Raw genomic sequence first — 25,238 nt, forward strand, 5'->3', positions numbered from 1 at the left:
TTTATACATCGGGGGCGATGGATCACCCCCTAGAGGAGCCTTCCCGGTGAAACCGACATCCTGGCGGACAACGCGCCTGTCCTCCTGGGGGCAGGCCCTGGCGGTCTACCGCGACCCGCGCGTGCTGGCGATCCTGTTCCTGGGATTCTCCGAAGGGCTGCCGCTGGCGCTGACCGGCGCCACGCTGAATGTCTGGCTGACCGAACAGGGCGTCAGCCGGACCAACATCGGCCTGTTCGCGCTGGTCACCATGCCCTATGCGCTGAAATTCCTGTGGGCGCCGCTGATCGACCGGCTGCGCCTGCCGGTGATCACGCGGCTGTTCGGGCGGCGGCGTGGCTGGGCGCTGACGGCGCAGGCGGCGCTGATCGCAGCTTTGCTCGGGCTGGGAGGCACCGATCCGGGGCAGGATCTGTGGTGGACCGCCCTGTGCGCGGTGCTGGTCGCCTTCTGCTCCGCCAGCCAGGACATCGTGGTCGATGCCTACCGCGTCGAGGTGCTGGAGGAAAACCGGCAGGCCGCCGGTGCGGCAGTGCTGGTGCTGGGCTATCGCTTCGGCATGATGGCGGCGGGGGCGGGGGCCCTCTACATCGCCGAGTTCCATGGCTGGCGCACGGCCTACGAGGTGATGGCCGGGCTGGTGCTGGTCGGCATGGCGACCGTCCTGCTGTGCCGCGAACCGAAGGAGCCGCCGCCGAACGCCCGCGAAAAACTGATCGCCGAATGGCTTGGCCACCGGCCGCATCTGTCGGGCCGCAGCGCCGTGCTTCTCGCCTGGATCTACGGTGCGGTGGTGGCGCCCTTCGCCCAGTTCATGGAGCGGCGCGGCTGGGTGGTCATCCTGGCCTTCATCGCCAGCTACAAGCTGGGGGAGGTGCTGGCCGGCCAGATGTCCTCGACCTTCTACATCAGCCTGGGCTTCACCAAGGTGGAGATCGCCAACGTCAGCAAGCTGTTCGGCCTGTGGGCGACCATCGCCGGCGGTCTGCTGGGCGGCCTGCTGGTGGGGAAGGTCGGCGTTCTGCGCGGCCTGATGATCGGCGGCATCCTGCAGATGGTGTCGAACTTCGGCTATGTCGTGCTGGCCTGGAGCGGCAACGACGTGTCGATGCTGGCGGTCACCGTGGCGGTGGAGAATGTCTGCGGCGGCATCGCGACCTCGGCCTTCGTCGCCTACCTGTCCAGCCTGTGCAACGTCGCCTACACAGCGACCCAGTATGCGCTGCTGTCCAGCCTGTACAAGCTGGGCGGCGACCTGTTCGGCGCCTCGTCGGGCTGGCTGGCGGAGCGGCTGGACTGGGTCAGCTTCTTCCTGCTGTCGATGGCCGGCGCCATTCCGGCCCTGTGCCTGCTGATCTGGCTGATGGGCCTGCACAGGCGCGAGGAAGAGGCCGCCGTCCCCGCCCAGTGACGGGGACGGCTTTGTCTGGGGGAGCTGTTATCAGCCCCCGCCATCAGCCTCAGGTGGTGCTCTTGGTCTTGCCGGCGCCCGGTCCGGCGCCCAGGTCGGCGCCGGTCAGCGGATCGGAGTCGGGCTTCGACATGGTGCGGGCGGCCACGGCGTTGACCGCCGCCAGTTCCGACGCGGCGAGCTTGACCGTCGGGTTGCCGTCGCCGCCGTTGACCGGGGCGTCGCCCATCTTGACGTCGACAAACTCCCACTGGGCGCCCTGGTTCCAGGGGCCGCGCATGTCGCCCTCGCCCTGGCTGGTGTTGTAATACTTGTCGGTGTATTCCGGCTTGCCCGGCAGCTTGCCCGGCGGGAAGTTGTTGTCGATGGCGTACAGCGCCTTTTCGAAGCTCTTCTGGTGGGCGATCTCGCGGGTCATCAGGAAGCCCAGCGCATCCTTCACGCCCGGATCGTCGGTGACGTTGATCAGGCGCTCGTAGATGATCTTCGCGCGCGCTTCCGCCGCGACGTTGGAGCGCAGATCGGCCGTCGGCTCGCCGATGCTGTCGATGTAGCCGCCGGTCCACAGCTGGCCGGCCGAATTCACCAGGGCCGGACCGCCGCCATACAGCAGCGACAGGGTATGGCTGCCACTGCCCTGGGTGATGTTGGCATACAGGTCGGCGGTCGATTCCGCCCCCTCGGCCAGCTTGCCCTTGGCGCCCTTGGTCAGCATCGCCACGATGGAGCCGATGATTTCGAGGTGGCTCAGCTCCTCGGTCGCGATGTCGATCAGCAGATCCTTGCGGCCCGGATCCTCATCGGCCAGACCCTGGGTGAAGTAGCGCATGGCCGCGGCCAGCTCGCCTTGCGGACCGCCGAACTGTTCAAGCATCAGGCTGGCGAGCACCGGATTCGGCTCGGACACGCGGACCGTGTACATGAGCTTTTTGTTGTGCATGAACATGCGAGGAATTCCTCCTGGGTCAGATGGCCCGCCTTGCAGGGGCCTGCGGATCGGTGCGACCGGGTCCGGACCGGATCGCTTCATGTCCTCAACCGGGAAATTTTAGAAGCGTTCCAGGAAGAATGCCTGTTTCGGAGTGCTATGCCGGATGGATCGCAACGGCGGCGGAAACGATTGCCTTCCGTACAGAAGATGCTCGTATAGAAGGTGGCTCCGGAACAAAGACGCCCACCCGGTTTATCACATCCGGGTGGGCGTCTTTGGCCGACAAGTACCGATAAGTGCTGGGGAGGATTACTGCGCCTGGGCGCGGCAGGCTTCCAGGGCCGAGATCGCCTTGCGGGTGTCGTCGAGGTAGTAGGTATAGGCGTAATCGTCGCTCTTGCCGTCGATCTCCATGTAAAGCTCACGGCCATTCATCAGGGCGTCGATCGCCTTGGAGGTCGCCGGGATGCCGACGACGGCCATCGTCTTGTCGATGGCGGCGCCCTGAACCTTGTCGCTCCACTTCTTGTCGACCGACAGGGAGATGGTGAGATCTTCCTTCTCCTTCAGCTTCCAGGCGGAATCGCCGAAGATCAGAACCATCGCTTGGCCCTTGTTGGTGTAGGCGAGGGCAATGGTGGCGGTGTCCTTCGTTTCGGTCTTCCATTCCTGGCTGATGGCGCAGTCCTTGTCGATCTTGACGTCCCACACGCCGATCTTGGTCTGAGCATGAGCCGAGCCGACCGAAGCGAACGCCGCAACACAGGCAGCCACCGCAAAAATTCCACGCATGTTTGGAGCCATTCCCTGGGAAAATTGTTCGTGCGACCATGGTAGGTACCACAATCGGCCAAGGTCCAGGGATTTCCAGTCCTTATTGGCATGAAACCGGGCCGTGAGGGGAGTCTCCAGTCACGACCCGGTTGCGGATAGCCCGCCGCTGCCGCCCGGCAGGGCTGACCGTTCAGATCGTCTTTTCCGGCTCAGCCTTCTCGCGCATCAGCACGAATTCCTCCGCAGTGGAGGGATGGAGCGCGATGGTGCGGTCGAAATCGCGCTTGGTGGCACCGCAGTTCATCGCGATTGCCAGGGCCTGCATCATCTCGGGCGCATCCATGCCAATCATGTGGCAGCCCAGCACGCGCTGGCTTTCGCCATCCACCACCAGCTTCATCAGCACCCGCTCGTCCCGGCCGGACAGGGTGTGCTTCATCGGGCGGAAGCCGGCCTTGTAGATGTCGACCTTCGCGTATTTCGCCCGCGCCTGCATTTCGGTCAGGCCGACGGTGCCCAGCGGCGGCAGGGAGAACACGCCGGTCGGCACATTGTCGTAGCCGATGTGCATCGGATTGTCGTTGAACAGCGTCTCGGCCAGCGCGCGGCCCTCGGCGATGGCTATGGGGGTCAGCGCCATGCGGTCGGTGACGTCGCCGATGGCATAGATGTTGTCGACAGAGGTGCGCGACCACTCGTCGACCGGGATCGCGCCGGCCTCGTCCAGGGTGATGCCGACCTCTTCCAGGCCCAGATTCCTGGTGTTCGGGCGGCGGCCGGTGGCGGCCATCACCAGACCGGCGGAATGTTCGCGGCCCATATGGTCGGTCAGGGTATAGCCGCCGGGTCCCTTTTCCAGCTTCGCCGGCTTGCAGCGCGAGATGATGGTGATGCCGCGCTTGCGCATTTCCTGCGCCAGGGCGACGCGGATGTCGTCGTCGAAGCCGTTCAGCAGATCGTCGCCGCGGATCATCAGCGTCACTTCGGCGCCCAGCCCGCGGAAGATGCTGGCGAACTCCACCGCGATGTAGCCGCCGCCGACGATCAGGACGGAGTGGGGAAGCGTTTCCAGATGCAGCGCCTCGTTGGAGGTCACGGCATGCTCCATCCCCTCCACCTGCGGCAGCGTCGGCCAGCCGCCGGTGGCGATCAGGATGTTGCGGGCGGTGTAGCGCTTGCCGTCGACCTCCACCGTATGGCGGTCGACGATCCGGCCGAACCCCTCATACAGGGTGACGCCGGAGTTCTTCAGCATGTTGATGTAGATGCCGTTCAGCCGGTCGATCTCGCTGTCCTTGCGCGCGATCAGCGTTTCCCAATCGAAGGACGGCATCGGCGCGCTCCAGCCATAGCCGGCGGAGTCCTCGAAACCGTCGCGGAACTGGGCGGCGTAGACCAGCAGCTTCTTCGGCACGCAGCCGCGGATCACGCAGGTGCCGCCGACGCGGCTGCCCTCGCAGATCGCCACCTTGGCGCCATAGGACGCAGCGCGCCGGCTGGCGGCGACGCCGCCGGACCCTGCCCCGATGGTGAAGAGGTCGAAATCGAACTCGGCCACGGCCGTCTCCTTCCGCAACTGGACCCTGATCCTGCAAACAATTCCCCCGGACGGCTCCTGCGAACGGTCGGGGCCTGTTCACTGTGGACCGGCAGCATATGGGGAGGTGCAGGGCATTGGGAAGCGCGCCCTCAGCGCAGCAGCATGTCCTGGATCAGGACTTGTCGAAGCTTCAGCGGGCGCATGGTCTTGTTGGCGACGTAGCGCAGCGCGTCCTTGATGTAGACCTGCCCGTCGGCGCCGCGCAGTTCGGCCGGATCGACCTCCAGCAGGCGCCGGCCCATGGCGTCGGCGATGCGCGGCAGGTGGGGTGTCACCGCCTCCATCGGGGTTGCCGGATCGAACTCCAGCACCGCGCGCAGCCGCAATTCCTGCAAGCGGCGGCCATCGTTCAGCGTGATCGTCAGGGTGGGCAGGGCGGCATAGACGGCCGGCGACACCTCGACCCGTGCCGGGGGATGGGCGCCCTGGGCAGGGGCCGGGCGCAGCAGCAGCACACCGCCGACCCCGGCGCCGGCGAAGGCAAGCATCAGCCCCAGCAAGGCCAGGACGATCCGGTTTCCGGTGCCATCGAAGGAGGGCAGGCCGTTCCCATCGGGTTCGGCGAATTCCAATTCCGCGGACATCGCTGCCTTGCTCATTCCGCTCTGCCTGGATGTTGCTGACGAACCGGTGCGTGAAACCTTAAAAGCGCGGAAGTGGTAGGTCAAATAAAGGTATTTTATTGGATTTTTTCTTTGATTGTCGATTGGCGGCCGGAATTCGACTGCGGACTTGCGACGTTTCCTTCGGCGGCAGCCGGTGTATTCCGTGACGGCCGCAATCCGGTTTCCCGCGAAAAATGCAACTCAGCCATCCGCCGGGGGGCGGCCGGGCGGGAAGCCTCTTCCCCCGTCCGGCCGGGACGTATAATGCTGGGATTCCAACACAACCGGCCGGCTGCCCTGTCCGGGGGCCGGGCCATCGACGACGAAGCACTGAACGCCATGCGCAGACCGATGCGTGGACGCATGTGCAGGGCCATGTGCCGACAGGGGCGAAAGGCGAGGGTGACGGGTATGAGCGACACCGACAACCGTTCAGCTGGCAACCAGGCGGCCGGCAGCCGGAAGGCCGGACAGGGGCCGACGGCTCTTCTCCCGTCCTCCGCCTCGGTTCCCGACTGGACGGACACCTATTTCCGCCGCACCAAGGAAGCGGTGGGCAAGTTCGGCGACAAGACCGTCACCTACGCCATCTTCATGCGGCGTCCCGTGGTCTGCGCCCCGCGCCTTGCGGTGGAGTGGCTGGAGTCGGTGGCACGCGAACGCAATACCGGCTTCCAGATCGAGCTGAACTACCCCGAGGGCAAATGGGTCGGCGCCGGCGAGCCGATCATGTACATCACCGGCTCGTTCTACCATCTGGTCGATTGCGAGACGATCCTGTTGCAGAAGCTGGGTCCGGCCAGCGTCGCCGCCTACAACGCCTTCACCATGTGCGCCGACCTGCCGAAGGTCGCCTTCCTCGCCATGGATGCCCGCCACTGCGCGGGGACGGAGATGGCGGAGATGATGGCCTATGCCGCCTCCGTCGGGTCCGACCGCGCCAAGCGCAAGGTCGGCGCCAAGGGCTTCATCGGCAATGCCACCGACGCCACCGCCCCCTATTTCGGTCAGGAGAAGGGCATGGGCACCATGCCGCACGCCCTGATCGGCTATGCCGGGTCGACCGTGCGCGCGGCGGAGATGTTCCACGACACCTTCCCCGACCTTGGCCTGACCGTGCTGGTCGATTATTTCGGCCGCGAGATCACCGACGGGCTGGAGGTCTGCCGCCGCTTCCCGCAACTGGCCGCCCAGGGCAAGCTGTCGCTGCGGCTCGACACCCCCGGCGGCCGGTTCGTCGAGGGGCTGGACCCGCCCGGCTCCTACGCCGTGCTGGAGCGTCATGCGCCTCACGCCATCCGCGGCTATCGCGACGAGACGCAGCTTCGCTATCTGATCGGCACCGGCGTGTCGGCGGCGGCGATCCATTATGTTCGCGAAAGGCTGGACGATGCCGGCTTCCCAGCGGTGAAGATCGTCGCCAGCAGCGGCTTCGGCCCGGCCAAATGCCGGCTGATGGCGGAAGCCAACGCGCCGGTGGACATCATCGGCACCGGCAGCTACCTGCCCGAACGCTGGACCGAGACCTACGCGACCGCCGACATCATCGAATATGACGGCGAGCGCCGGGTGAAGGTCGGCCGCGAGTTCCTGTTCCGGCGGTAGTCTGGGGCCGCTACGTGTCCCTCTCCCGTCCCGGGAGAGGGAAGGGGCCCAAGCGGAGCTTGGGAAGGGTGAGGGGGAGTGCAAGGATCCAGATCCATGTTCGGATCACCCCTCACCCTCCCCACCTTCGGCGGGTCCCCTCCCTCTCCCGGGGCGGGAGAGGGCGGTATCTCTTACCCCAGACGCTTTGCGATCAGCGGCCCGCGGACCGATGCCGTGTCCGTCACCGTGACCGAGGCGCGCAGGCGGCGTTCCGCCTCGTCGGCCTGGGCCTCGCTGCGGGCGTGCAGGATTGCCAGCGGACGGTCTCCCGGTCCCACTGCGTCGCCCAGCCCGGCCACCGCGTCGAAGCCGACCGCGAAGTCGATGGCATCGGTCGTCCTGGTCCGGCCGCCGCCCAGCGCCACCACCGCCATGCCGACCCCACGGGTGTCGATGGCGCCGACGAAGCCGGCCCGCTCGGCGAAGATCGGGCGGACGATGGGCGCGCTTTCAAGATGGCGGTCGGGCTGCTCCAGCAGGTCGGCCGGCCCGCCCAGCGCCGCCACCATGCGGGCGAAGCGTTCCGCCGCTTCACCGCTGGCGATGGAGCGGTCGGCCAGGACGCGGCCCGCCGCAGCGTCTGGCGCCAGTCCGGCCAGCGCCAGCAATTCGGCGGCCAGCGCCGCTGTCACCTCGTAGAGCCGCGGTTCGGCCGGCTCGCCGCGCAGGATGGCGAGGCATTCGCGCATCTCCAGCGCGTTGCCGGCGCTGCGTCCCAGCACCTCGTTCATGTCGGTCAGCAGGGCCACCGCCGGCAGGCCGGCGCCCTTCGACACGGTGACGATGCTCTCGGCCAGCGCCTCGGCATCTTCGAAGCGCTGCATGAAGGCGCCGCTGCCGAACTTCACGTCCATCACCAGGGCGTCCAGCCCGGCCGCCAGCTTCTTCGACAGGATCGAGGCGGTGATGAGGTCGAGCGATTCCACCGTCGCCGTCACGTCGCGGATGGCGTAGAGCCGCTTGTCGGCCGGGGCGATGTCGTCGGTGGCGCCGATCACGGCGCAGCCGACCTGCTTCACCACCCGGCGCAGCAGCTCGTTGTCGGGCTTGGCGCGGTAGCCGGGGATGCTCTCGAACTTGTCGAGCGTGCCACCGGTGTGGCCGAGGCCGCGCCCCGACACCATCGGCACGAAGCCGCCGCAGGCGGCCAACATCGGCGCCAGGATCAGGCTGACCTTGTCGCCGACGCCGCCGGTGGAATGCTTGTCGATCACCGGGCCGGGCAGGTCCAGCGATTTCCATTCCATCACCGTGCCCGAATCGCGCATGGCGCGGGTCAGCGCCACCCGTTCGTCCAGGCTCATGCCGCGGAAGAAGACGGCCATGGCGAAGGCCGATGCCTGGGCTTCCGACACGCGGCCGTCGGTGATGCCGCGGACGAAGTCCTGGATGGTGGCGGCGTCGAGCGGCTGGCCGTCGCGCTTGGCGCGGACGATTTCCTGCGGAAGCATGCCTCAGTACCCTCCCGCCGGGGCCGGTTCGCGCTCGCCCTCCCGCTCTCCATGGCCGGCGGCGGCCAGCAGCGCGTCGAGCAGGCTGGAGGCGCCGAAGCGGAAGGTCTGCGGCGTGGCCCAGCCATCCCCCAGGATACGGTCGGCCAGCGCCAGATAGCGCGCAGCCTCCGCCGCGTCGCGGATGCCGCCGGACGCCTTGAAGCCGACCTTCTTGCCCGATTCATAGATGCTGTCGAGCATCACCGCCGCAGCGGGCAGGGTCGCGGCCGGCTGCGTCTTGCCGGTGGAGGTCTTCAGGAAGTCGGCGCCGGCGGCGATGGCGTCGCGCGACGCCCAGGCCAGCAGGTCGGCGTCGGGGAAGGCGCCCGATTCCAGGATCACCTTCAGCAGCACCTTGTCGCCGCAGGCCTCGCGGCAGGCCTTCACGACATTCATCGGCTGGGTGCGGGCCCCGTCGATGAAGGCCTTGTAGGGCAGAACCACGTCGATCTCGTCGGCCCCGTCGGCGATGGCCCGCCGGGTCTCCGCCGCCACCGAGGCGGCGTCGGCCTCGCCGGTCGGGAAATTGACCACGGTGGCGATCTTCACCGCCGTGCCGTCCAGCGCCTTGCGCGCGGTGGGGACGAAGCGCGGCCAGACGCAGACCGCGGCGACCGGCCCCACGGGCGTGACTGCGCGGGCGCAGAGGTCCTGCACCACCCGGTCGCTGTCGTCGCCGTTCAGGCTGGTGAGGTCGAGCATGCCCACGGCACGGCGCGCCAGATCGGCGTCGGACGGGGCGTTGGCGCTGGCGTCCAGCGCGCTTTGCAGGTCGGCAGACAGTTTCATGACCGGGACCCGTCCTTCTCATGCAGGCGTTCGAGGAAGCCGACCAGCAGGCGCTCCAGGTCGGCGGCTGCCGCCGAGGCGGCGGTCAGGGTCTGGTGATGGTCGACCGGCCCGTCGCCGAGCCCGACGCCCAGATTGGTGACGACGGCGCAGCCGACGACCCGCAGGCCGCAATGGCGCGCGACGATGCATTCGGGAACGGTGGACATGCCGACCGCGTCGGCGCCCAGCAGCTTCATCATCCGCACCTCGGCCGGCGTCTCGAAGGACGGGCCGGGATAGGCGGCATAGACGCCCTCCGCCAGATCGATGGACAGGCTGGACGCCACCTCCTTCAGCAGGCTGCGCAGCTCCGGATTCCAGGCGTCGGTCATGCTGGGGAAGCGTTCGCCGAAGGCCTCGTCGTTCGGGCCGGTCAGCGGGTTGCTGCCCAGCAGGTTCAGGTGGTCGCTGATCGCCATCAGCCGGCCGGGGCCGACCTCCAGCCGGAGCGAGCCGACGGCGGCGGTCAGCACCAGCGTGTCGCAGCCGGCCAGCTTCAGCGCCCGCACCGCGGTCTTCAGCGCATCGAAGCCGTTGCCCTCATAGGCATGGACGCGGCCCTGCATGCAGGCGACCTCGACGCCGCCGAGCTGCCCCACCACCAGCCGCCCGGCATGGCCGGACACGCTGGGGATCGGGAAACCGGCGATGTCGGTGTAGGGGATGGCGACCGCGTTGGCGATGCGGTCGGCGATGCCGCCCAGGCCGGAGCCCAGCACGATGCCGACCCGCGGCCGATGGCCGGAGGCACGGTGAAGGATGTCCGCGGCGGCGCGGGCTGCGGTCATGTCGGGAAACTCCGCTCAGAAGGCTAAATTGGTGGGGCCGAACGATTCGGGCAACAGGGTTTCCAGTGCGAAGGTGCGCCGCAGTCCGGCCGGGTCGCAGATGTGGATCGGCGTGTCCGGGGACGCGAATTCGCGGATGCGCTGGCGGCAGCCGCCGCAGGGGGTGCAGATCTCCTCCGCGCCCGCTTCGCCGCCCATCACGACGATGGCGCGGATGCGGCGGTCGCCGGCGGTGACCATGGCGCCGATGGCGCTCGATTCCGCGCACTGCCCCTGCGGGTAGGCCGCATTTTCCACATTGCAGCCGGCGAAGATGCGGCCGGAGTCACCGAGGATCGCCGCGCCCACCTTGAATTTGGAATAGGGGGCGTGGGCATTCCCGCGCGCGGCGCGGGCCGCTTCGATCAGCTGGGGCAGCTCTGCGGTGTCGGCCATCGGCTCAGCGTTCCTTCACATAGGGGATGCCGCTCGCCTTGGGGGCGATGGCCTTGCCGACGAAACCGGCAAGCAGCAGGACGGTCAGCACATAGGGCAGCATCTGGATGAACTGCACCGGGATTACGCCGATGCCCGGCAGAACCACGCCCTGGAGGCGGACCTGCACCGCGTCGGTGAAGGCGAACAGCAGGCAGGCGAACAGGGTCGGCCCCGGCCGCCATTTGCCGAAGATCAGCGCCGCCAGCGCCAGATAGCCCTTGCCGGCGGTCATGTCGCGGACGAAGCCGGCGCCATGGCCGGTGGAGAGATAGGAGCCGGCCATGCCGGTCAGCACGCCGGTGACCAGCAGCGCCTGATAGCGCAGCGTCGCCACCGACAGGCCGGCGGTGTCGACCGCCGCCGGATTCTCGCCCACCGCCCGCAGCCGCAGCCCGAAGCGGGAGCGGTAGAGCACCCAATGGGTGGCGATCACTAGGACCAGCGTCACCCAGATCAGCACATTGTTGCCGTTGAGCAGCTCGCGGTAGACCGGCCCCAGGACCGGGATGCCGGACAGGGCGTCGGCCCCCGGCAGCTCCACCGCGGGGATGCGCGCCTGGTTGGGGAGCAGCGGGGTCTGGCCGCCCTGCTGGAACCAGGCATAGGCCAGCGTCGGCGCCAGCCCGGCGACCAGGATGTTGATCGCCATGCCCGACACCACCTGGTTGCCGTTGTGGGTGATGCAGGCGAAGCCGTGGACCATCGCCAGGGCCACCCCGGCGGCGATGCCGGCCAGCAGCCCCAGCCACGGGTTCAGCGTGGCCGAGGCGACGGCGGCGGAGAAGAAGGCACCGGCCAGCATCTTGCCTTCCAGCCCGATGTCGACCACGCCGGCCCGCTCGCAATACATGCCGGCGAAGGCGGCCAGCACCAGCGGGGTCGCCACGCGGATGGTGGCGCCCAGCAGCTGCAGCGCCAGAAGCAGCGCGTCTTCCATCGCTCAGCCCCTCCCCCCGGTTGCGGCATCCGCGGTGGCGGCGGCGCCGCGGCGGCGGAACAGCGCCTCCACCTGCGGCTTGAACAAATTCTCCATCGCACCGGCGAACAGGATGACCAGACCCTGGATGACCATCACCAGCTCGCGGTTGATCGTCGGGTATTCGAAGGACAGCTGGCCGCCGCCCTGCGCCAGAACCCCGAACAGCAGTGCCGCCAGAATGATCCCGACCGGGTGGTTGCGCCCCATCAGCGCCACGGCGATGCCGACGAAGCCGACGCCGCCGGTGAAGTTCAGGATCACCCGGTGCTGCACGCCCAGGATCTCGTTCACGCCCACGAAGCCGGCCAGCGCGCCGGAGATCAGCATGGCGATGACGATGTTGCGCGCCGGCGAGATGCCGGCATAGACCGCCGCCCGCTCATTGCGGCCGACGGTGCGCAGCTCGTAACCCCAGCGAGTCCGGCGCAGGAAGATGTGGAACAGCAGGCAGCAGGCAAGCGCCCACAGGAAGGACAGGTTCAGCGGGGACGCGGGAATCGCGATGCCGAACCAGCCGAGCGCCCGGTCCATCGACGGCAGCCAGACGCCGGGATCGAACTCGCGGGTTTCCGGCGACTGGCTGCCGGGGCGGATCAGCACGTCCACCAGCAGCCAGGTCATGATCGACGCGGCGATGAAGTTGAACATGATCGTCGTGATGACGATGTGGCTGCCGCGCTTGGCCTGGAGCCAGGCCGGGATGAAGGCCCAGGCGGCACCGAACAGGGCCGAGGCCAGCACCGCCAGCACGGCCACCACCGGCCAGGGCCAGCCGGTCAGCGCCAGCGCCACCAGCCCGGCGCCGAGCCCGCCCAGATAGGCCTGCCCCTCACCGCCGATGTTGAACAGCCCGCAATGGAAGGCGATGGCGACCGCCAGCCCGGTGAAGATGTAGTCGGTGGTGTAATAAAGGGTGTAGCCGATGGCCTCGGGATATCCCAGGGCCTCCGACAGCAGCAGCGACAGCACGTCCACCGGGTTCTCGCCGATCACCAGGATCACCAGCCCCGACAGCACGAAGGCTGCGACGAGGTTGAGAACCGGCAGCAGCGCATACCCGACCCAGCCCGGCACCGCGCCCGGCTGGCCCTTCCCCGATCCGCTCAGCAGCACCGGCATCTCCTGGATTGCCCCTTGCCGGGGATTCTTAACCGCCAATGCTCTGCCGACCAAGCATTTCATGGTGCCGGGAATCCAAGCGGCGCCAGGAGTTAGAAGGATTACAAAAAGTCTTGCCGCAACGCAGCATTCTGGCATGCTTCTTACCCATAGAAATTTTATGGCTATGGAGAATGACCGATGCCGCTCGACATCCCGCAGACCTTCCGCCACCACGTCTTCTGCTGCGCCCAGCAGCGTCCGCCCGGCCATCCGCGCGGCAGCTGCGCCGCCAAGGGGGCGCATCCGCTGTGGCAGCGGCTCGATCAGAAAATCCAGGGCAAGGGTTTGACCGATGTCGGCATGGCGATGACCGGCTGCCTCGGCTTCTGCTCCGCCGGGCCGCTGATGGTGGTCTATCCGGAAGGCATCTGGTACCGGCCGGAAACCCCGGAGGACATCGACGAGATTGTCGACTCGCATCTGGTCAACGATGCGCCGGTCGAGCGGCTGGTGATGGTGCTGACGCGGTGAGGCGACGGGGCGCGCTTCACGCCAACCCTTGAGTATGGCTGCGCCTACCAGACCTGCGGTTGCGGCATTGGGACGCGGGTGCATTTGCCCATAATGTGGGCAGCCTCCGCCATTGCCGTTCCGAACCGATTTCATGACCGACGCCGAAACCGCCGACCTGTTGCCCGCCGAGGCCGATTCGGTTCCCTATGCCGTCGGCTGCTTCCTGGGCGCGATCCTGCTGTTCGCGGCGATGGACACGCTCATCAAGTTCCTGACCGCCGATTACCCGGTGCCGCAGCTGATGTTCGTGCGCTCGCTGGTCGCCTTCCTGCTGGTGGGCGGCTACACCCTGGCCTGCGGCGGCGGGATTGCGGCGATGCGGACGCGGCGGCCCTTGGGGCATGTCTGGCGCGCCTTCGCCGGGCTGATCTCCATGGGATGCTTCTTCTATGCGTTCCGCGAGCTGCCGCTGGCCGACGTCTATGTGCTGAGCTTCGCCGGTCCGCTGTTCATCACCGCGCTGTCGGCGCCGCTGCTGGGCGAGCCGGTCGGTTGGCGCCGCTGGGCCGCCGTGGTGGTCGGGTTCGGCGGCGTGGTGGTGATGGCGCAGCCGTCGGCCGGGGCGCCGCTGGTGCCGGTGCTGGTCGGGCTGTGCGCCGCCCTGTTCTATGCGCTGGCCGCACTGGCAGTGCGCGGCCTGTCGCGGACGGAAACCAGTGCCTCCATCGTGCTCTACCTGCTGCTGACGACGACATTGGTCAGCGGGGCGCTGGCGCTGCCGGTCTGGACGGCGCCGACCGCCGTCGCGCTGGGGTTGATGGCGCTGGTCGGGGCCATCGGCGCCGGGGCGCAGGTGCTGCTGACCCAAGCCTTCCGCCGCGCGCCGCCGGCGGTGGTGGCGCCCTTCGAATATACCGGCATGGTCTGGGCCAGCCTGTTCGGCTGGCTGGTGTTCGGCGACCTGCCGACGGTGCCGGTCCTGGCCGGCGCGATGGTGATCATCGGCAGCGGGCTCTACATCCTGCATCGTGAAACCATGGTGGCGCGCCGCCGGTTGGGTTCTTGACAGGACGGGGCCGGCGGCGACACTCTCGCCGCCTGTTCACGGCTGGGGTGCCCGTGCGGATGCCGGTTCGGCAACCGCATGGGCTGAGACAACACCCATCGAACCTGATCCGGGTCATGCCGGCGAAGGGAGCCGACCGGAACCCGACGGACCCGCTGAAAGCTGCTGCAAAGCGCCCCGTCCCCTCCGCGTCGCCCCAACCGCCGGCGCGTGTCGAGGAGTTTTCGGTCATGCGGCGCACGCTTTCCCTTCTGATCGGCCTGCTGGCCGCATCCTCCTGCCTGTCGTCCGTCTGTCTGTCGTCCGCCGCCCGTGCCGACGACACGCTGTCCTTCCCGGTTCTGGTGCCGCTGACCGGCTTCCTGTCGCTGGAAGGCACCAGCCAGCGCAACGGCGCCGTCCTGGCGCTGAAGCAGACGCCGGCCGGCGTCGCCATCGCCTCGGAGGTCGTCGACACCGGCACCTCGCCCGAGGCGGCGGTGACGGCGCTGGAGCGCGCGGCCGGCCGCGGCACGGTGGGCGCGGTCGCCGCCAGCATGCTCGGCACCCAGATGCTGGCGATGCTGCCGCTGGCGGGCGAGCTGAAGCTGCCGCTGGTCACCGTGTCGGGCACCGCCTCGATCACCGAGCAGGGCAATCCCTGGGTCTTCCGCTTCTTCCCCGGCGACGCCGTGACCAAGGCCGCCCATGCCCGCTATGTGGTGGAAGAGCTGGGCAAGCGGCAGCCGGCCGTCATCTACCAGACCACCGCCTACGGCCAGAGCGGCAAGGCGCATCTGGACGCCGCCTTCAAGGCGCTGGGCGTCACGCCCGTCTTCGAGGAGGGGGTGGACCCGGCGGCCAAGGATCTGCTGCCGGTGCTGACCAAGGCGCTCGCCACCAAGCCGGACGTGCTGGTCCTGCACCTGCATTCCGGCCCGACCGCGCTGCTGCTGCGGCAGGCGGCGTCCAGCGGCGTGACCCTGCCCATCGTCGCCGGCTCCGCCATGCATCAGCCGAGCACCGCCGCCCTGCTGGAACCGGCGGAGCTGAAGGGCGTCTGTGCCGAGACCGCGGCCTCGCCGATCTCGGGCGGCACGCCGGAGGTCAAGGCCTTCACCGACGCCTACCGCGCCGCCTTCGGCAAGGAGCCGGACGCCTTCGCGCTCGGCCAGTATGACGGCATGACCATGGTGCTGGAGGCGGTGAAGGCCGGCGCCCGGTCGCCGGACGCCATCCGCAAGGCGCTGTCCGCCGAGACGTTCCGGGGCCTCGCCATGACTTACAAGTCCGACGGCAAGGGCAACATGGCCCATTCCGCCGTCATCGTCTGCTATGATGGGGCCAGCCGCGTGCCGGTGCTGGTGAAGCGGTACGACGACCCGACGCTTGCGGCGAAGTGAGCGGATGGCGGCGCTTCAACTGCTGGTCAACGGGGTGGCGCTGGGGGCGGCCTATGCCTTGGTGGCGCTGGGCTTCGTGCTGGTGCTGAACGCCACCTCGGCGGTGAATTTCGCCCAGGGCGATCTCGTGATGGCCGGCGGGCTGCTGGCGGTTGCGCTGGCGCCGCTGATCCCGCTGCCGGGCATCGTCCTGCTGCCGGTGGTTCTGGCGCTGATGGCGGCGCTGGGGCTGCTGCTGGCACTGGCGGCCTATCTGCCGCTGCGACGCCGACCGCCGGTCTCGGTCTTCATCAGCACCATCGCGGTCGGCATCATCCTGCAGAACGGGGCCGCCATCCTGTTCGGGCCGGAGCCGCGCGCCGCGCCGCCGCTGTTCGGCGACGACACGCTGCACATCGCCGGGCTGGCGGTGCCCGAGCAGTCGCTTGCCATCGTCGCGGTGGCCGGGCTGCTGATCGGCGCGCAGCAATGGGTGTTCGCCCGCACGCAGCTCGGCCGCCGGCTGCGCGCCACGGCGCAGGATCCGGAGATGGCGCGGGCCTGCGGCGTGCCGGTCACCGCGATGATCCTGGTTACCTTCGCCATCGGGGCGGCCTGCGCCGGGGCGGCTGGGCTGCTGCTGGCCAACCGCTATTTCGTCACGCCGACCTCGGGCGGCGACCTGATTCTGAAGGCTTACATCGCGGTGACGGTGGGGGGCTGGGGCTCCGTGCCGGGGGCGGTGGTGGGTGCCCTGCTGATCGCGCTGTTCGAGGTGGGAGTGTCGTCGGTGCTCTCATATCCGGTGGCGCTGGGCGCGCTGTATTTGACCTTGCTGGCGATTCTGGTGCTGCGTCCGCAAGGGCTGTTCGGCGAAGCGGTGCGGCGCCGTGGGTGAACGGCACTCTCCGGCGGAGACTGTCGCGCTGATCGCCGGCGCGCTTGCCCTGCTGGCCTATGCGCTGGCCTTCGCGTCCCCCTACGGCCTGCGCGTCCTGACCGTCGCCGGGGTCTATGCGCTGGCGACCTTCGGTTTCCAGATCGTCTTCGGGCTTGGCGGTGCGCTGTCGCTGGCGCAGGGCGCCTTCTTCGGTGTCGGCGCCTATGTGACGGGTATCCTCGGCAGCCGCTACGGGCTCGGTTTCGAAGCGACCTTCCCGCTGTCGATGCTGGTGCCGCTGCTGCTGGCCCTGCCGGTCGGCCTGGCGGTGCTGCGGCTGGAATCGCATTACTTTGCCCTGGCGACGCTCGGCATCGCCCAGGTCCTCCATCTGCTGGCGGTCAACCTGCCGGAGCTGACCGGCGGCTCCAACGGGCTGGCCGGAGTGCCGGCGGCGGTGCTGTTCGGCTGGGCGGTGCCGCGCGGGCTGCCGATGGCCGGGCTGGTCTGGGGGCTGGTCGCTCTCGGCGGCCTGATCGGCTGGCGGCTGGCGCGGGGACGGCTCGGCCGATCGCTGGCGATGCTGCGCGACGATCCGCTGGCGGCGGCAACGCTGGGGCTCGACGTCGGGCGGCTGCGGCTGGTCGGCTTCGGCATCAGCGCGCTCTTCGCCGGGGCCGCCGGGGCGCTGGCCGTCCATACCCAGCGCGTCGTCTCCCCGGAGGTGCTGGAGTTTCCGGTCATGGTCTCCATCCTCACCATCGCCATCGTCGGCGGGCGGGGGCGGATGGCCGGGGCGGTGCTGGGCGCCGTGCTTCTGTTGCATCTGCCGGAATGGTTCCGCTTCTTGGAGCGCGGCTATCTGGTCGTCTATGGCGTCGCCCTGCTGGCGACCGTGGTGCTGGCGCCCGACGGGCTGACCGGCCTGCTGGACCGCATCGCGGCCCGCCTGTTCGGCCGCAGGCCGCGGGCTTCGGTCGAGGCGAAGGAGCCGCCGCGTCCGCAAAACTCGCCGGACGGGCTGGCGGTTGACGATCTGCGCAAGTCCTTCGGCGGTGTGCGGGCGGTGGACGGCGTGTCGCTGGAACTGCGGCCGGGAAGCATCACCGGACTGATCGGCCCGAACGGCTCCGGCAAATCCACGGTGATCAACCTGCTGTCGGGGCTGGAGCGGCCGGACGCCGGGCGGGTGCGGCTGGGCGGACGCGAGGTCACTGGCCTCCGCGCCGACCGGCTGGCCCGCGCCGGGCTGGCCCGCAGCTTCCAGGCGGCGGTTCTGCCGAATGGGGCCGGCGTGCTGGAGGCGGTCGCCGCCGCGCGCCTCGCCATCGATCCCGACGCCCGGACGGCGGAGGCGCATGCCCGCTGGGCGCTCGACCGGCTGGGCGTCGGCGACCTCGCCGGCCAGGGCTGCGACGGGCTGCCGGCGGCGCTGCGGCGGCGGGTGGAGCTGGCCCGGTCGCTGGTCCGCCGGCCGGCGGTGCTGCTGCTGGACGAACCCGCCGCCGGTCTGACCGACGGCGAGAAGGCGGAACTGGCGGCCCTGCTGCGCGAACTGGCGCAGGAGGGCGTGGCGATCCTGCTGGTGGAGCATGACATGGGTTTCCTGCTGCCGCTTGCCGGCCGGGTGCTGTGCCTCGACCGCGGCCGGGTCATCTATGATGGGCCGGCCGGCGGCGTGCGCCGGGATTCGGCGGTGGCCGCCGCCTATCTGGGACGGGCGGTGCCGGCATGAGCGCGCTGCTGTCCATCTGCGGCCTGACCGCCGGCTATGGCGGGTCGAGCGCGCTCGACGACGTGTCGCTGAGCCTTGCGGCGGGGGAGACGGTGGCGCTGCTCGGCGCCAACGGGGCGGGCAAGTCGACGCTGCTGAAGGCCCTGCTCGGCCTTGTGCCGGCGCGGGGCGCGCTTTACTTCGACGGGGCGGACATCGGCGGGCTCGCCACCGAGGCGCGGGTTCGGCGCGGCATCGGCTATGTGCCGGAAGGGCGGCGGGTCTTCGCGGGCATGAGCGTGCGCGACAATCTGGAGGTCGCCGGCCTGCCCGCCGCCCGCGACCGCGCGCAGGATGTCGAGCGCGTCTTCGCCCTGTTCCCCGACCTTGCCCTGAAGAGCCGCGAGAGCGCCTGGCGCCTGTCCGGCGGCCAGCAGCAGATGCTGAGCCTCGGGCGGGCGCTGATGGGCCGGCCGCGCCTGCTTCTGCTGGACGAACCGTCGCTCGGCTTGTCGCCCAAGCTGGCCGACGAGCTGTTCGCCGCCGTCCGCCGCATTGCCGGCACCGGCACGGCCGTGCTGCTGGCCGAGCAGAGCGCCGCCCGCGCCCTGGCGGTCGCACCGCGCGCCGTGCTGCTGCGGCTGGGGAGGGTCGTCGGCGACGGGCCGGCGGCGACGCTGTCGGACGAGAGGCTGCGCGAGACCTTCTTCGGCGGTTAGGTGCCTCCCTATGCGTGTCCTGTGCAACAGGTGTCTGCTCCGTGCAACAGGATGGGCGGTTGGGCTTGCGGACGGGGGCAGGCGCGGATAGCTTCGCCGCCACAACCATCTATGGATTACCTCGTCATGACCGCCCGCTTCGCCGCATCGCTGTCCGCGCTTCTCCTGCTGGGGGTGGCGTCGGCTCCGGCGATGGCCGAACTGGTGCCGGTGCAGCCGACGATTCCTCCCGCCGCCTATTACGGACTGCCCGAGCCGGAGGCCGAGATCGTCGTTCCCGGCGGTCCGGTGCAGGACGCCAAACCGGGCAACGCGCCGAACAGTGGGCCGAATGCTGGGCCGGGCAAACCGGCCGCCGGCCCGTCCGCGTCGGCCCCGGCCAAGCCCGACGGGCCGGGCGAGCTGATCGAAAGCTGGGACGGCGGGGCCGCCAAGAAGAAGGACGGCAGCTTCGCCTATTGCGTGGCGGAGGGCGAATTCACCTCCGGCCATGTGCTGATGTTCGCGCGCAGCCCGAAGGGCGAGACCAACATCGGCATCGGCATCCCCGGCGCCGACCTGCCCAAGGGCGGCGAGTGGCCGGTGACCATCGAGGTCGACAAGAAGCTGAAGCGCGAGCGGACCGCCGTCGCCTCCCAGCCGGACATGCTGGTGGTTTCCAACGGCAAGGACGACGAGCTGATCAACGCCCTGATGGGCGGCAACGAGCTGGTGGTGTCGTCGGCCAGCGACCGCATCGTCTTCAAGCTGGCCGGCACCAAGAAGGTGCTAAGCGACCTGAAGACCTGCGTCGACAAGGGCGGCAACGTTCCGCCGATCAAGGTCGCCGCCGGCCGCCCGGCGGACAAGGAGCGGAAGAACCGCCTGCCGGAAGGGCTGGACAGCCTGCTGACCGCCGCCGGGGTCCATGACGCCGAACTGGTGCCGATGGACAAGATCCCGCAGGACCGCCGCCCGGCCGACGTCGCCTGGCGCTTCGGCCCCATCGTCGGCGGCATCCGCGAGCGTGCGGTGGGCGAAGGCGCCAGGATCGACGAGCTGTCCGACAGCTTCGCCGAGGCGATGAAGCAGCGTTGCGAGGGCACGCCGACCGTCGTCCTGAACCAGTCCGAGCAGGCGGGGGCGGTCTGGCTGCGCACCGGATCGGTCGACTGCGCGATGCCGCAGGGCAAGCTGCACGTCACGCTGAACTTCCTGCTGTCGCAGCGCCGCCTGTTCACCGTCATCTTCCACGAGGCCGGCGAGCCCGACGTGCAGCTGGCCGACAAGGTGCGCGACAACTTGGCCCAGGTGCTGCGCCGTGCCGGTGTCGCCCCGGCGCCCGTTCCGACCACCGACGCGCCGCCTGCCCAGCCGGCGCCCGCTCAATCCGCACCCGCCCAGCCTGCGCCGGCACCGGCAGCACCCGGTCAGCCGGCCCCCACGCAGGCCGCACCGGCTCCCGCTGCTCCTGCGGCTACCCCCGCGGCCCCCGTTCCGCCGACGGTGAAGCCGCAATCGAAACCGCAGCCGTCGAAGCCCTGACGGAACTCACGCCCTTCCGGCCCATTGACCCTATACGGAAGGGCCATCAATCAGCGTGACCATGCCTGACAACTCCGCGTCCATCGACGGCGTGGGCGACAATGCCCGCGCCGGAAGCGATCCCTATGCGTCGCTCGATGCCTCAGCCGCCACCACCGTGTCCGAGCGTTGGAGCGTGCGCAACAGCGCGCTCGCCGTGGTCGTGCTGGCCGCACTGGTCGGCGGCGCGGTCGGGCTGGCGGTCGGGCTGCTGCATGAGGCGGTGCTGCTGATGCAGACGCTGGCCTTCGACGTGCCCGACGGCGAGCGGCTGGGGCAGGGCGCGCCGGACCTGATGCGAACCCTCGGCGTGCCGGCGGTGGGCGGGCTGCTGCTGGGCATCCTGTCGCTGCTGGTGCGGCGCTGGCGTCCCAACGCCATCGTCGACGCGGTGGAGGCGAACGCGCTCTACGGCGGCAAGATGTCCCTGATCGACAGCCTGCGCCTGACGGTGACCACCGCCCTGTCCAACGCATCGGGCGCGTCGGTCGGCATGGAGGCGGCCTATACCCAGGCCGGCGCCGGGCTGGCCTCGTCGCTGGGCCAGCGGCTGCGGCTGCGCCGGGCCGACCTGCGCACCATGGTCGGCTGCGGGGCGGCGGCGGCCATCGCCGCGGCCTACCATGCGCCGCTGGCGGGAGCCTTCTACGCTTTCGAGCTGGTGCTGGGCGGCTACACGCTGGCGGTGCTGGCCCCGGTCGGGGCGGCGGCGGCGCTGGGGGTGGCGGCGTCGGCCCTGCTGACCGGCGGCGAGGTGCCGCTGGCGCTCGGCCGGCCGGTGGAGATCGCCGGCTGGGACTATGCCGCCTGCGGTGTCGTCGGCTTCCTGGCCGGCTGGCTCAGCATCCTCGCCATGCAGGCGGTGACGATGGCCGAACGCGGCTTCAACCGCCTGCCGGTCCCGCGCTGGATGCGCCCGGCCATCGGCGGGCTGATGGTGGGCGCACTGGCGCTGGCGGTTCCGGCGGTGATGGGCAGCGGCCCCGGCGCGGTGCCGCCGGAACTGGCGGGCGGCGCGCTGGCGCTGGCCCTGACGCTGGTGGCGAAGATCCTGGCCTCGGCGGTGTCCCTGGGCTCGGGCTTCCGCGGCGGCCTGTTCAGCGCCTCGCTGTTCATCGGCGGGCTGTTCGGCGGGCTGCTGGGGCAGGCCATAGCGACCTTCCTGCCCGGGCTGGGAATCGATGGCGGCCTGCTGCTGCTGGTCGGCATGGGGTCGGTCGCCGCCGGCGTCGTCGGCGCACCGGTCACCATGGTGCTGCTGGTGCTGGAGACGACGCAGGATCTGTGGGCAGCGTCGGGCGTGCTGATCGGGGTGGTGCTGTCGACCACCGTGGTGCGGCAGGCCTTCGGCTACTCCTTCGCCACTTGGCGTTTCCATCTGCGCGGCGTGCCGATCCGCGGGGCCTACGATGTCGGCTGGCTGTCGGAGCTGACGGCCTTCCGGCTGATGCGCCGGGATGCCAAGACGGTGCCGGCCACCCTGACGGTGGAGGCGCTGCGCCGCCTTTACCCGCTCGGCTCGACCAAGGCGGTCTTCGCGGTGGACGAGATGGGGCGCTATGCCGGGATGGTCGACATGTCGGTCGTCCACGACCCCGACCAGGACACCGCCGCCACCGAAACCCGCGTCGGCTCGCTCGCCGGCAAAGCCGACGCCGTCCTGATGCCCGGCGATGACGCCCGCACCGTGCTGAGCCGCTTCGGCAGCGAGGAGGTGGAGGCCCTGCCGGTGCTGTCCTCCCCCACCGACCGGCGGATCATCGGCTATGTGACGGAGTCCTTCGCGCTGCGCCGTTACTCCCAGGCGCTGGAACGCCAGCGCGGCGAGGATCTGGGCGAGCGGGGGCTCTGGGGCCGGGACTGAGCGGAAAGCGACAGAGCCGGTAAAACGACATCGCCGGTTCCGGGACGCCGCGGCGGCTGGCTGCCGTCGCGATGCCCCGGAACCGGCGATGCGGGTCCCGTACTGGAGACGAGGTTACTGCTGGGTGCCGGTCGTGCCGGTGGCGCCCGGCATGGTGTTGTTCGTCGTGCCGGTCGTCCCGGTGGTGTTGCCCGTGGTGGTGCCGGTCGTGCTGCCGGAGGTGGCCTGACCGGTGCTGCCCATGTTCAGGGCGGACATCGTCTGCTGGTCGGCGCGGCCGGTGACGCGCAGGCCGTTGTCACGCTGGAACTTCATCAGGGCGCTGCGGGTGCCGGCGCCCCAGACGCCGTCGACGGCGATGTCGCGGCCGTCGTTGCGGTCGTTCAGCGCCTGCTGGAGCTCGCGGACCTGATCATGGCTCAGCCGGGTGCTGGAGGCCATGCTGCCGGAATGGTTGGCCGATGACCGGCGCGTGGAGCTGCCCGAGGTCTCGTCCTTCACTTCGGCCGTGGCGCGGTCGGTCACGCGGTCGGTCTTCTTGCTCAGGCTCTCGTCCATGGTGTTGCCGGCCACCGCGCCGCCGACGCCGCCGACCACCGCACCGACCGGACCGCCGACGACGGCACCGGCCACAGCACCCGAGCCGGCGCCGGTGGCCGTCCGCGAGGTTTCGGTGCTGCCGCAGGCGCTGAGCGCGAACAGGGCGCCGGCCGCAGTGGCGGTCATGACGATCTTCGAAATCCCACGCATGGTTGCCATCCTTCTCGATTACGCTTCGATGTTGGCGACCCGCCGCCCGGTGCGGCCTGTACTGTCATGCCGCACGGCAAGCGACAGCTGGGTCATGTGAAGAACAATCAACAGCGGGCCTTCTTGTTCCCTGACGTCGCGTCACGATTTTCCGCATAGGCCTTTCACCCTCGCGCAAACGGAGCCTCTGCCGGAGTAATATTCCGCCACGGCCTCGCTCTGCTCGCCCGGCATGCGCCGGGGAACGGCTTGTCCGGCGCGATGAAAATGAAGGAGCTGCGGCGATGCGCCTTGCCCTTCTCATCCGCCCGCGATTCCTGCCTCCCCCGATAACGGGTTGGTTTCCACACCCCTCCCGAGAAGGGTTTAACGCTTTTCCCCTCCGGCGCCGCGTTGGAAGGATTCCCCCATCGCGTTGGACACCCGGCCGGCGAAATTGACCATGGTTGGGCTACATCCGTCGTGGCGGTGCCGGACCAAAGGTAGTCAGGCACCGTAGCGATTCGTCTGCTGACCCCCACCGGGGCCGCTTCCACAAGGGGCGCAGAGGCCCGCGACAGCAGGAGAGGCGAGGGCTGCATGCAGCAACGTCAGACACGCGACGCCCGGCTCGATCTTTTCAAGGGCGTGGCCCTTCTGATCATCTTCATCAACCATGTCGGCGGGAATCCGCTGGCGAAGGTGATGCCCGCCCGCTTCGGACCGTCGGATTCGGCCGAGATCTTCGTCTTCATCTCCGGCTATGCCATCGCGCTGGCCTATGGCCCGGTGCTGGCGGAGCACGGGTTCGCGGCCTGCCAGCGCAAGGCGCTCGACCGCTGCCGTCAGCTTTGGGTCGCCAACATCCTGACCATGCTGGTCAGCGCGCTGGTGGTGGCCTTCGCGGTGTATATCGGCGACCTGCCGATGGAGGCATCGAACCGCCTGGAAAGCTTTGCGCCGCTGTTCGACACCCCGGTCACGGCGATGGCATGGACACTGGTGCTGATGTATCTGCCCTTCGCCTTCGACATCCTGGCGCTCTACATCCTGCTGGTGGCGGTGGCGCCACTGTTCCTGTGGAGCTATGCCCGCTTCGGCTATGCGGCGGTCGCGCTGTCGGTCCTGCTCTATCTGGTCGCGCAGGCGGCCCCCGGGCTGGTGCCGCCCAACCTGTGGGACGAGGACTGGAACTTCAGCCCGCTGGCCTGGCAATGCGTGTTCTTCCTCGGCACCGCCCTGGCGCTGGTGGTGCGCAGCGGGCGGGTCCGGCTGCCGCAGTCGCGCTGGCTGCTGACGGCCGTGCTGGCGCTGCTCGGCGGCATGGCGGTGTGGAAGTTCGCCGCCTCCGACATCGGCCATGCCGTGACGCCGGCAGCGCTCCGGGGCTGGCTGCCGGAGGAGACGATCCCCTGGGCCGACAAGGACACGCTTGGGCCGATGCGGCTCCTGCATTTCCTGGCGCTGGCCTGTGCCGCGGCCCTGCTGGTGCCGCGGGATGCGGGATGGCTGCGCTCGGCCCCCGCCCGCCTGCTGGTCGCCTGCGGCCGGCATTCGCTGCCGGTCTTCTGCGTCGGCGTGGTGCTGTCCATCGCCGGCTCCGCCCTCTTGGTGGCGGAGGACGGTGCCCTGATGGTGGTGGCGGTCAATCTGGTCGGGGTTGCCGCGCTGCTGGCTCTGGCCCTGGTGCTGGAGCGGCGGCGGACCCGCCGGCAGCCGCCGAGGCAATCGAAGCCGGCGGTGCCGTCCACGGCCTCGACGCCGTCCGCGGTGCCCGAAACGCCGTGAACACGGGAAAGCAAGCTACGGCTGGGCGTCTTGAATCCTGCGCCGGGTGAGCGCATAATTCGACCATGCAAGTCAACCCGGCCATACCGTCCTACCAGACGCTGAAGCCAACCCCGCAGCTGACGCCCGCGGCGCAGGTCGCCATGTCCCCGGCGGTCCAGGCGGCGCAGCAGACCGCGCCTGCGGTGCGGACCCAGACCGTCGCGGCCCCCCAGGCGGCCGGCAAGTCCGACCAGACCCGTGACGCCCGCACCGCCACCCAGGGCAATCAGGCGGTCGACACCACCGCCGGCACGCTCGCCGCCCGGGTGAATGCGCAGGGCTACCAGCCGCGCGGATCTTTGTTGAACCTGTCGGTCTAGGGCTGAACCTGCCGGTCCAGTGGAAGCATCGCTCCAATAAGG

The 25,238-nt window shown here is 69.5% G+C and carries 23 protein-coding genes and 1 riboswitch; of the genes, 12 read left to right on the forward strand and 11 right to left on the reverse strand.

What is annotated here, in order from left to right; all coding sequences use genetic code 11:
* The first annotated feature begins 46 nt into the window (after window positions 1–46).
* Entirely contained in the window at window positions 47–1,411 is a 1,365-nt protein-coding gene (locus CRT60_RS16160) for an AmpG family muropeptide MFS transporter (protein WP_098737546.1), read from the forward strand.
* 49 nt (window positions 1,412–1,460) lie between these two features.
* Here the strand turns inward: CRT60_RS16160 and CRT60_RS16165 are convergent, their stop codons facing one another.
* From CRT60_RS16165 to CRT60_RS16180, 4 genes are all read right to left on the reverse strand, one after another.
* Window positions 1,461–2,357, reverse strand: coding sequence for a manganese catalase family protein (locus tag CRT60_RS16165; RefSeq protein ID WP_098737547.1), 897 nt, complete (start codon window positions 2,355–2,357; stop codon window positions 1,461–1,463).
* Window positions 2,358–2,651: 294 nt separating this feature from the next.
* A complete protein-coding gene (locus CRT60_RS16170) occupies window positions 2,652–3,134 on the reverse strand; it encodes a hypothetical protein (RefSeq protein WP_098737548.1) in 483 nt (160 codons plus the stop codon).
* Window positions 3,135–3,306: 172 nt separating this feature from the next.
* The gene (gene gor, locus CRT60_RS16175; protein WP_098737894.1) at window positions 3,307–4,674 is read right to left on the reverse strand and encodes a glutathione-disulfide reductase; all 1,368 of its coding nucleotides are present in this window, start codon (window positions 4,672–4,674) and stop codon (window positions 3,307–3,309) included.
* Window positions 4,675–4,805: 131 nt separating this feature from the next.
* Entirely contained in the window at window positions 4,806–5,300 is a 495-nt protein-coding gene (locus tag CRT60_RS16180; RefSeq protein ID WP_244592530.1) for a flagellar basal body-associated FliL family protein, read from the reverse strand.
* Between the two features lie 432 nt (window positions 5,301–5,732).
* Between CRT60_RS16180 and CRT60_RS16185 the strand changes: the two genes are divergently transcribed.
* Entirely contained in the window at window positions 5,733–6,926 is a 1,194-nt protein-coding gene (locus CRT60_RS16185) for a nicotinate phosphoribosyltransferase (protein ID WP_244592531.1), read from the forward strand.
* A 173-nt stretch (window positions 6,927–7,099) separates the two neighbouring features.
* On the opposite strand, the gene deoA is transcribed toward CRT60_RS16185, so the two are convergent.
* Genes deoA through CRT60_RS16215 form a run of 6 tightly spaced genes read right to left on the reverse strand, consistent with a single transcriptional unit; the run spans window position 7,100 to window position 12,655 of the window.
* A complete protein-coding gene (gene deoA, locus CRT60_RS16190; RefSeq protein WP_098737550.1) occupies window positions 7,100–8,419 on the reverse strand; it encodes a thymidine phosphorylase in 1,320 nt (439 codons plus the stop codon).
* Window positions 8,420–8,422: 3 nt separating this feature from the next.
* Entirely contained in the window at window positions 8,423–9,250 is an 828-nt protein-coding gene (deoC, locus tag CRT60_RS16195; protein ID WP_098737551.1) for a deoxyribose-phosphate aldolase, read from the reverse strand.
* Window positions 9,247–10,080, reverse strand: a complete 834-nt coding sequence (locus CRT60_RS16200) for a purine-nucleoside phosphorylase (protein WP_098737552.1) — start codon at window positions 10,078–10,080, stop codon at window positions 9,247–9,249. The genes deoC and CRT60_RS16200 overlap by 4 nt, the downstream gene beginning before the upstream one ends.
* Window positions 10,081–10,095: 15 nt before the next feature.
* Window positions 10,096–10,515: a cytidine deaminase gene (gene cdd / locus CRT60_RS16205; protein ID WP_098737553.1), complete on the reverse strand. Its 420-nt coding sequence runs from the start codon at window positions 10,513–10,515 to the stop codon at window positions 10,096–10,098.
* A 4-nt stretch (window positions 10,516–10,519) separates the two neighbouring features.
* Entirely contained in the window at window positions 10,520–11,494 is a 975-nt protein-coding gene (locus tag CRT60_RS16210) for an ABC transporter permease (protein WP_098737554.1), read from the reverse strand.
* Window positions 11,495–11,497: 3 nt separating this feature from the next.
* The gene (locus CRT60_RS16215; RefSeq protein WP_161958064.1) at window positions 11,498–12,655 is read right to left on the reverse strand and encodes an ABC transporter permease; all 1,158 of its coding nucleotides are present in this window, start codon (window positions 12,653–12,655) and stop codon (window positions 11,498–11,500) included.
* Between the two features lie 180 nt (window positions 12,656–12,835).
* Between CRT60_RS16215 and CRT60_RS16220 the strand changes: the two genes are divergently transcribed.
* The 8 genes from CRT60_RS16220 to CRT60_RS16255 all read left to right on the forward strand — a co-directional run bounded on the left by CRT60_RS16220 (window position 12,836) and on the right by CRT60_RS16255 (window position 22,317).
* On the forward strand, window positions 12,836–13,168 hold the full coding sequence (locus tag CRT60_RS16220; protein ID WP_098737555.1) for a (2Fe-2S) ferredoxin domain-containing protein: 333 nt from the start codon (window positions 12,836–12,838) through the stop codon (window positions 13,166–13,168).
* 133 nt (window positions 13,169–13,301) lie between these two features.
* On the forward strand, window positions 13,302–14,216 hold the full coding sequence (locus CRT60_RS16225) for a DMT family transporter (RefSeq protein WP_098737556.1): 915 nt from the start codon (window positions 13,302–13,304) through the stop codon (window positions 14,214–14,216).
* Window positions 14,217–14,249: 33 nt separating this feature from the next.
* Window positions 14,250–14,364: riboswitch (TPP riboswitch) on the forward strand.
* A gap of 82 nt (window positions 14,365–14,446) precedes the next feature.
* Entirely contained in the window at window positions 14,447–15,598 is a 1,152-nt protein-coding gene (locus tag CRT60_RS16230; RefSeq protein ID WP_098737557.1) for an ABC transporter substrate-binding protein, read from the forward strand.
* Between the two features lie 4 nt (window positions 15,599–15,602).
* Window positions 15,603–16,475 carry a branched-chain amino acid ABC transporter permease gene (locus CRT60_RS16235; protein WP_098737558.1) on the forward strand — a complete coding sequence of 291 codons (873 nt, stop codon included), beginning with the start codon at window positions 15,603–15,605 and terminating at the stop codon, window positions 16,473–16,475.
* On the forward strand, window positions 16,468–18,192 hold the full coding sequence (locus CRT60_RS16240; RefSeq protein WP_098737559.1) for a branched-chain amino acid ABC transporter ATP-binding protein/permease: 1,725 nt from the start codon (window positions 16,468–16,470) through the stop codon (window positions 18,190–18,192). The genes CRT60_RS16235 and CRT60_RS16240 overlap by 8 nt, the downstream gene beginning before the upstream one ends.
* Window positions 18,189–18,890 carry an ABC transporter ATP-binding protein gene (locus tag CRT60_RS16245; RefSeq protein WP_098737560.1) on the forward strand — a complete coding sequence of 234 codons (702 nt, stop codon included), beginning with the start codon at window positions 18,189–18,191 and terminating at the stop codon, window positions 18,888–18,890. Before CRT60_RS16240 ends, CRT60_RS16245 begins: the two co-directional genes overlap by 4 nt.
* 126 nt (window positions 18,891–19,016) lie before the next feature.
* Entirely contained in the window at window positions 19,017–20,414 is a 1,398-nt protein-coding gene (locus CRT60_RS36605; protein WP_193548436.1) for a hypothetical protein, read from the forward strand.
* 61 nt (window positions 20,415–20,475) lie between these two features.
* Window positions 20,476–22,317 (forward strand): chloride channel protein, encoded by a 1,842-nt coding sequence (locus CRT60_RS16255; RefSeq protein ID WP_098737562.1) that lies wholly within the window; start codon window positions 20,476–20,478, stop codon window positions 22,315–22,317.
* 114 nt (window positions 22,318–22,431) lie between these two features.
* Here the strand turns inward: CRT60_RS16255 and CRT60_RS16260 are convergent, their stop codons facing one another.
* Entirely contained in the window at window positions 22,432–23,067 is a 636-nt protein-coding gene (locus CRT60_RS16260) for a peptidoglycan-binding domain-containing protein (RefSeq protein ID WP_098737563.1), read from the reverse strand.
* 579 nt (window positions 23,068–23,646) lie between these two features.
* Between CRT60_RS16260 and CRT60_RS16265 the strand changes: the two genes are divergently transcribed.
* Complete coding sequence (locus CRT60_RS16265; RefSeq protein WP_098737564.1) at window positions 23,647–24,834, forward strand: OpgC family protein; 1,188 nt, start codon at window positions 23,647–23,649, stop codon at window positions 24,832–24,834.
* 65 nt (window positions 24,835–24,899) lie between these two features.
* Window positions 24,900–25,196, forward strand: a complete 297-nt coding sequence (locus CRT60_RS16270) for a hypothetical protein (RefSeq protein WP_098737565.1) — start codon at window positions 24,900–24,902, stop codon at window positions 25,194–25,196.
* Window positions 25,197–25,238: the final 42 nt, after the last annotated feature.

Source organism: Azospirillum palustre (genome assembly GCF_002573965.1).
Lineage (GTDB): Bacteria > Pseudomonadota > Alphaproteobacteria > Azospirillales > Azospirillaceae > Azospirillum > Azospirillum palustre.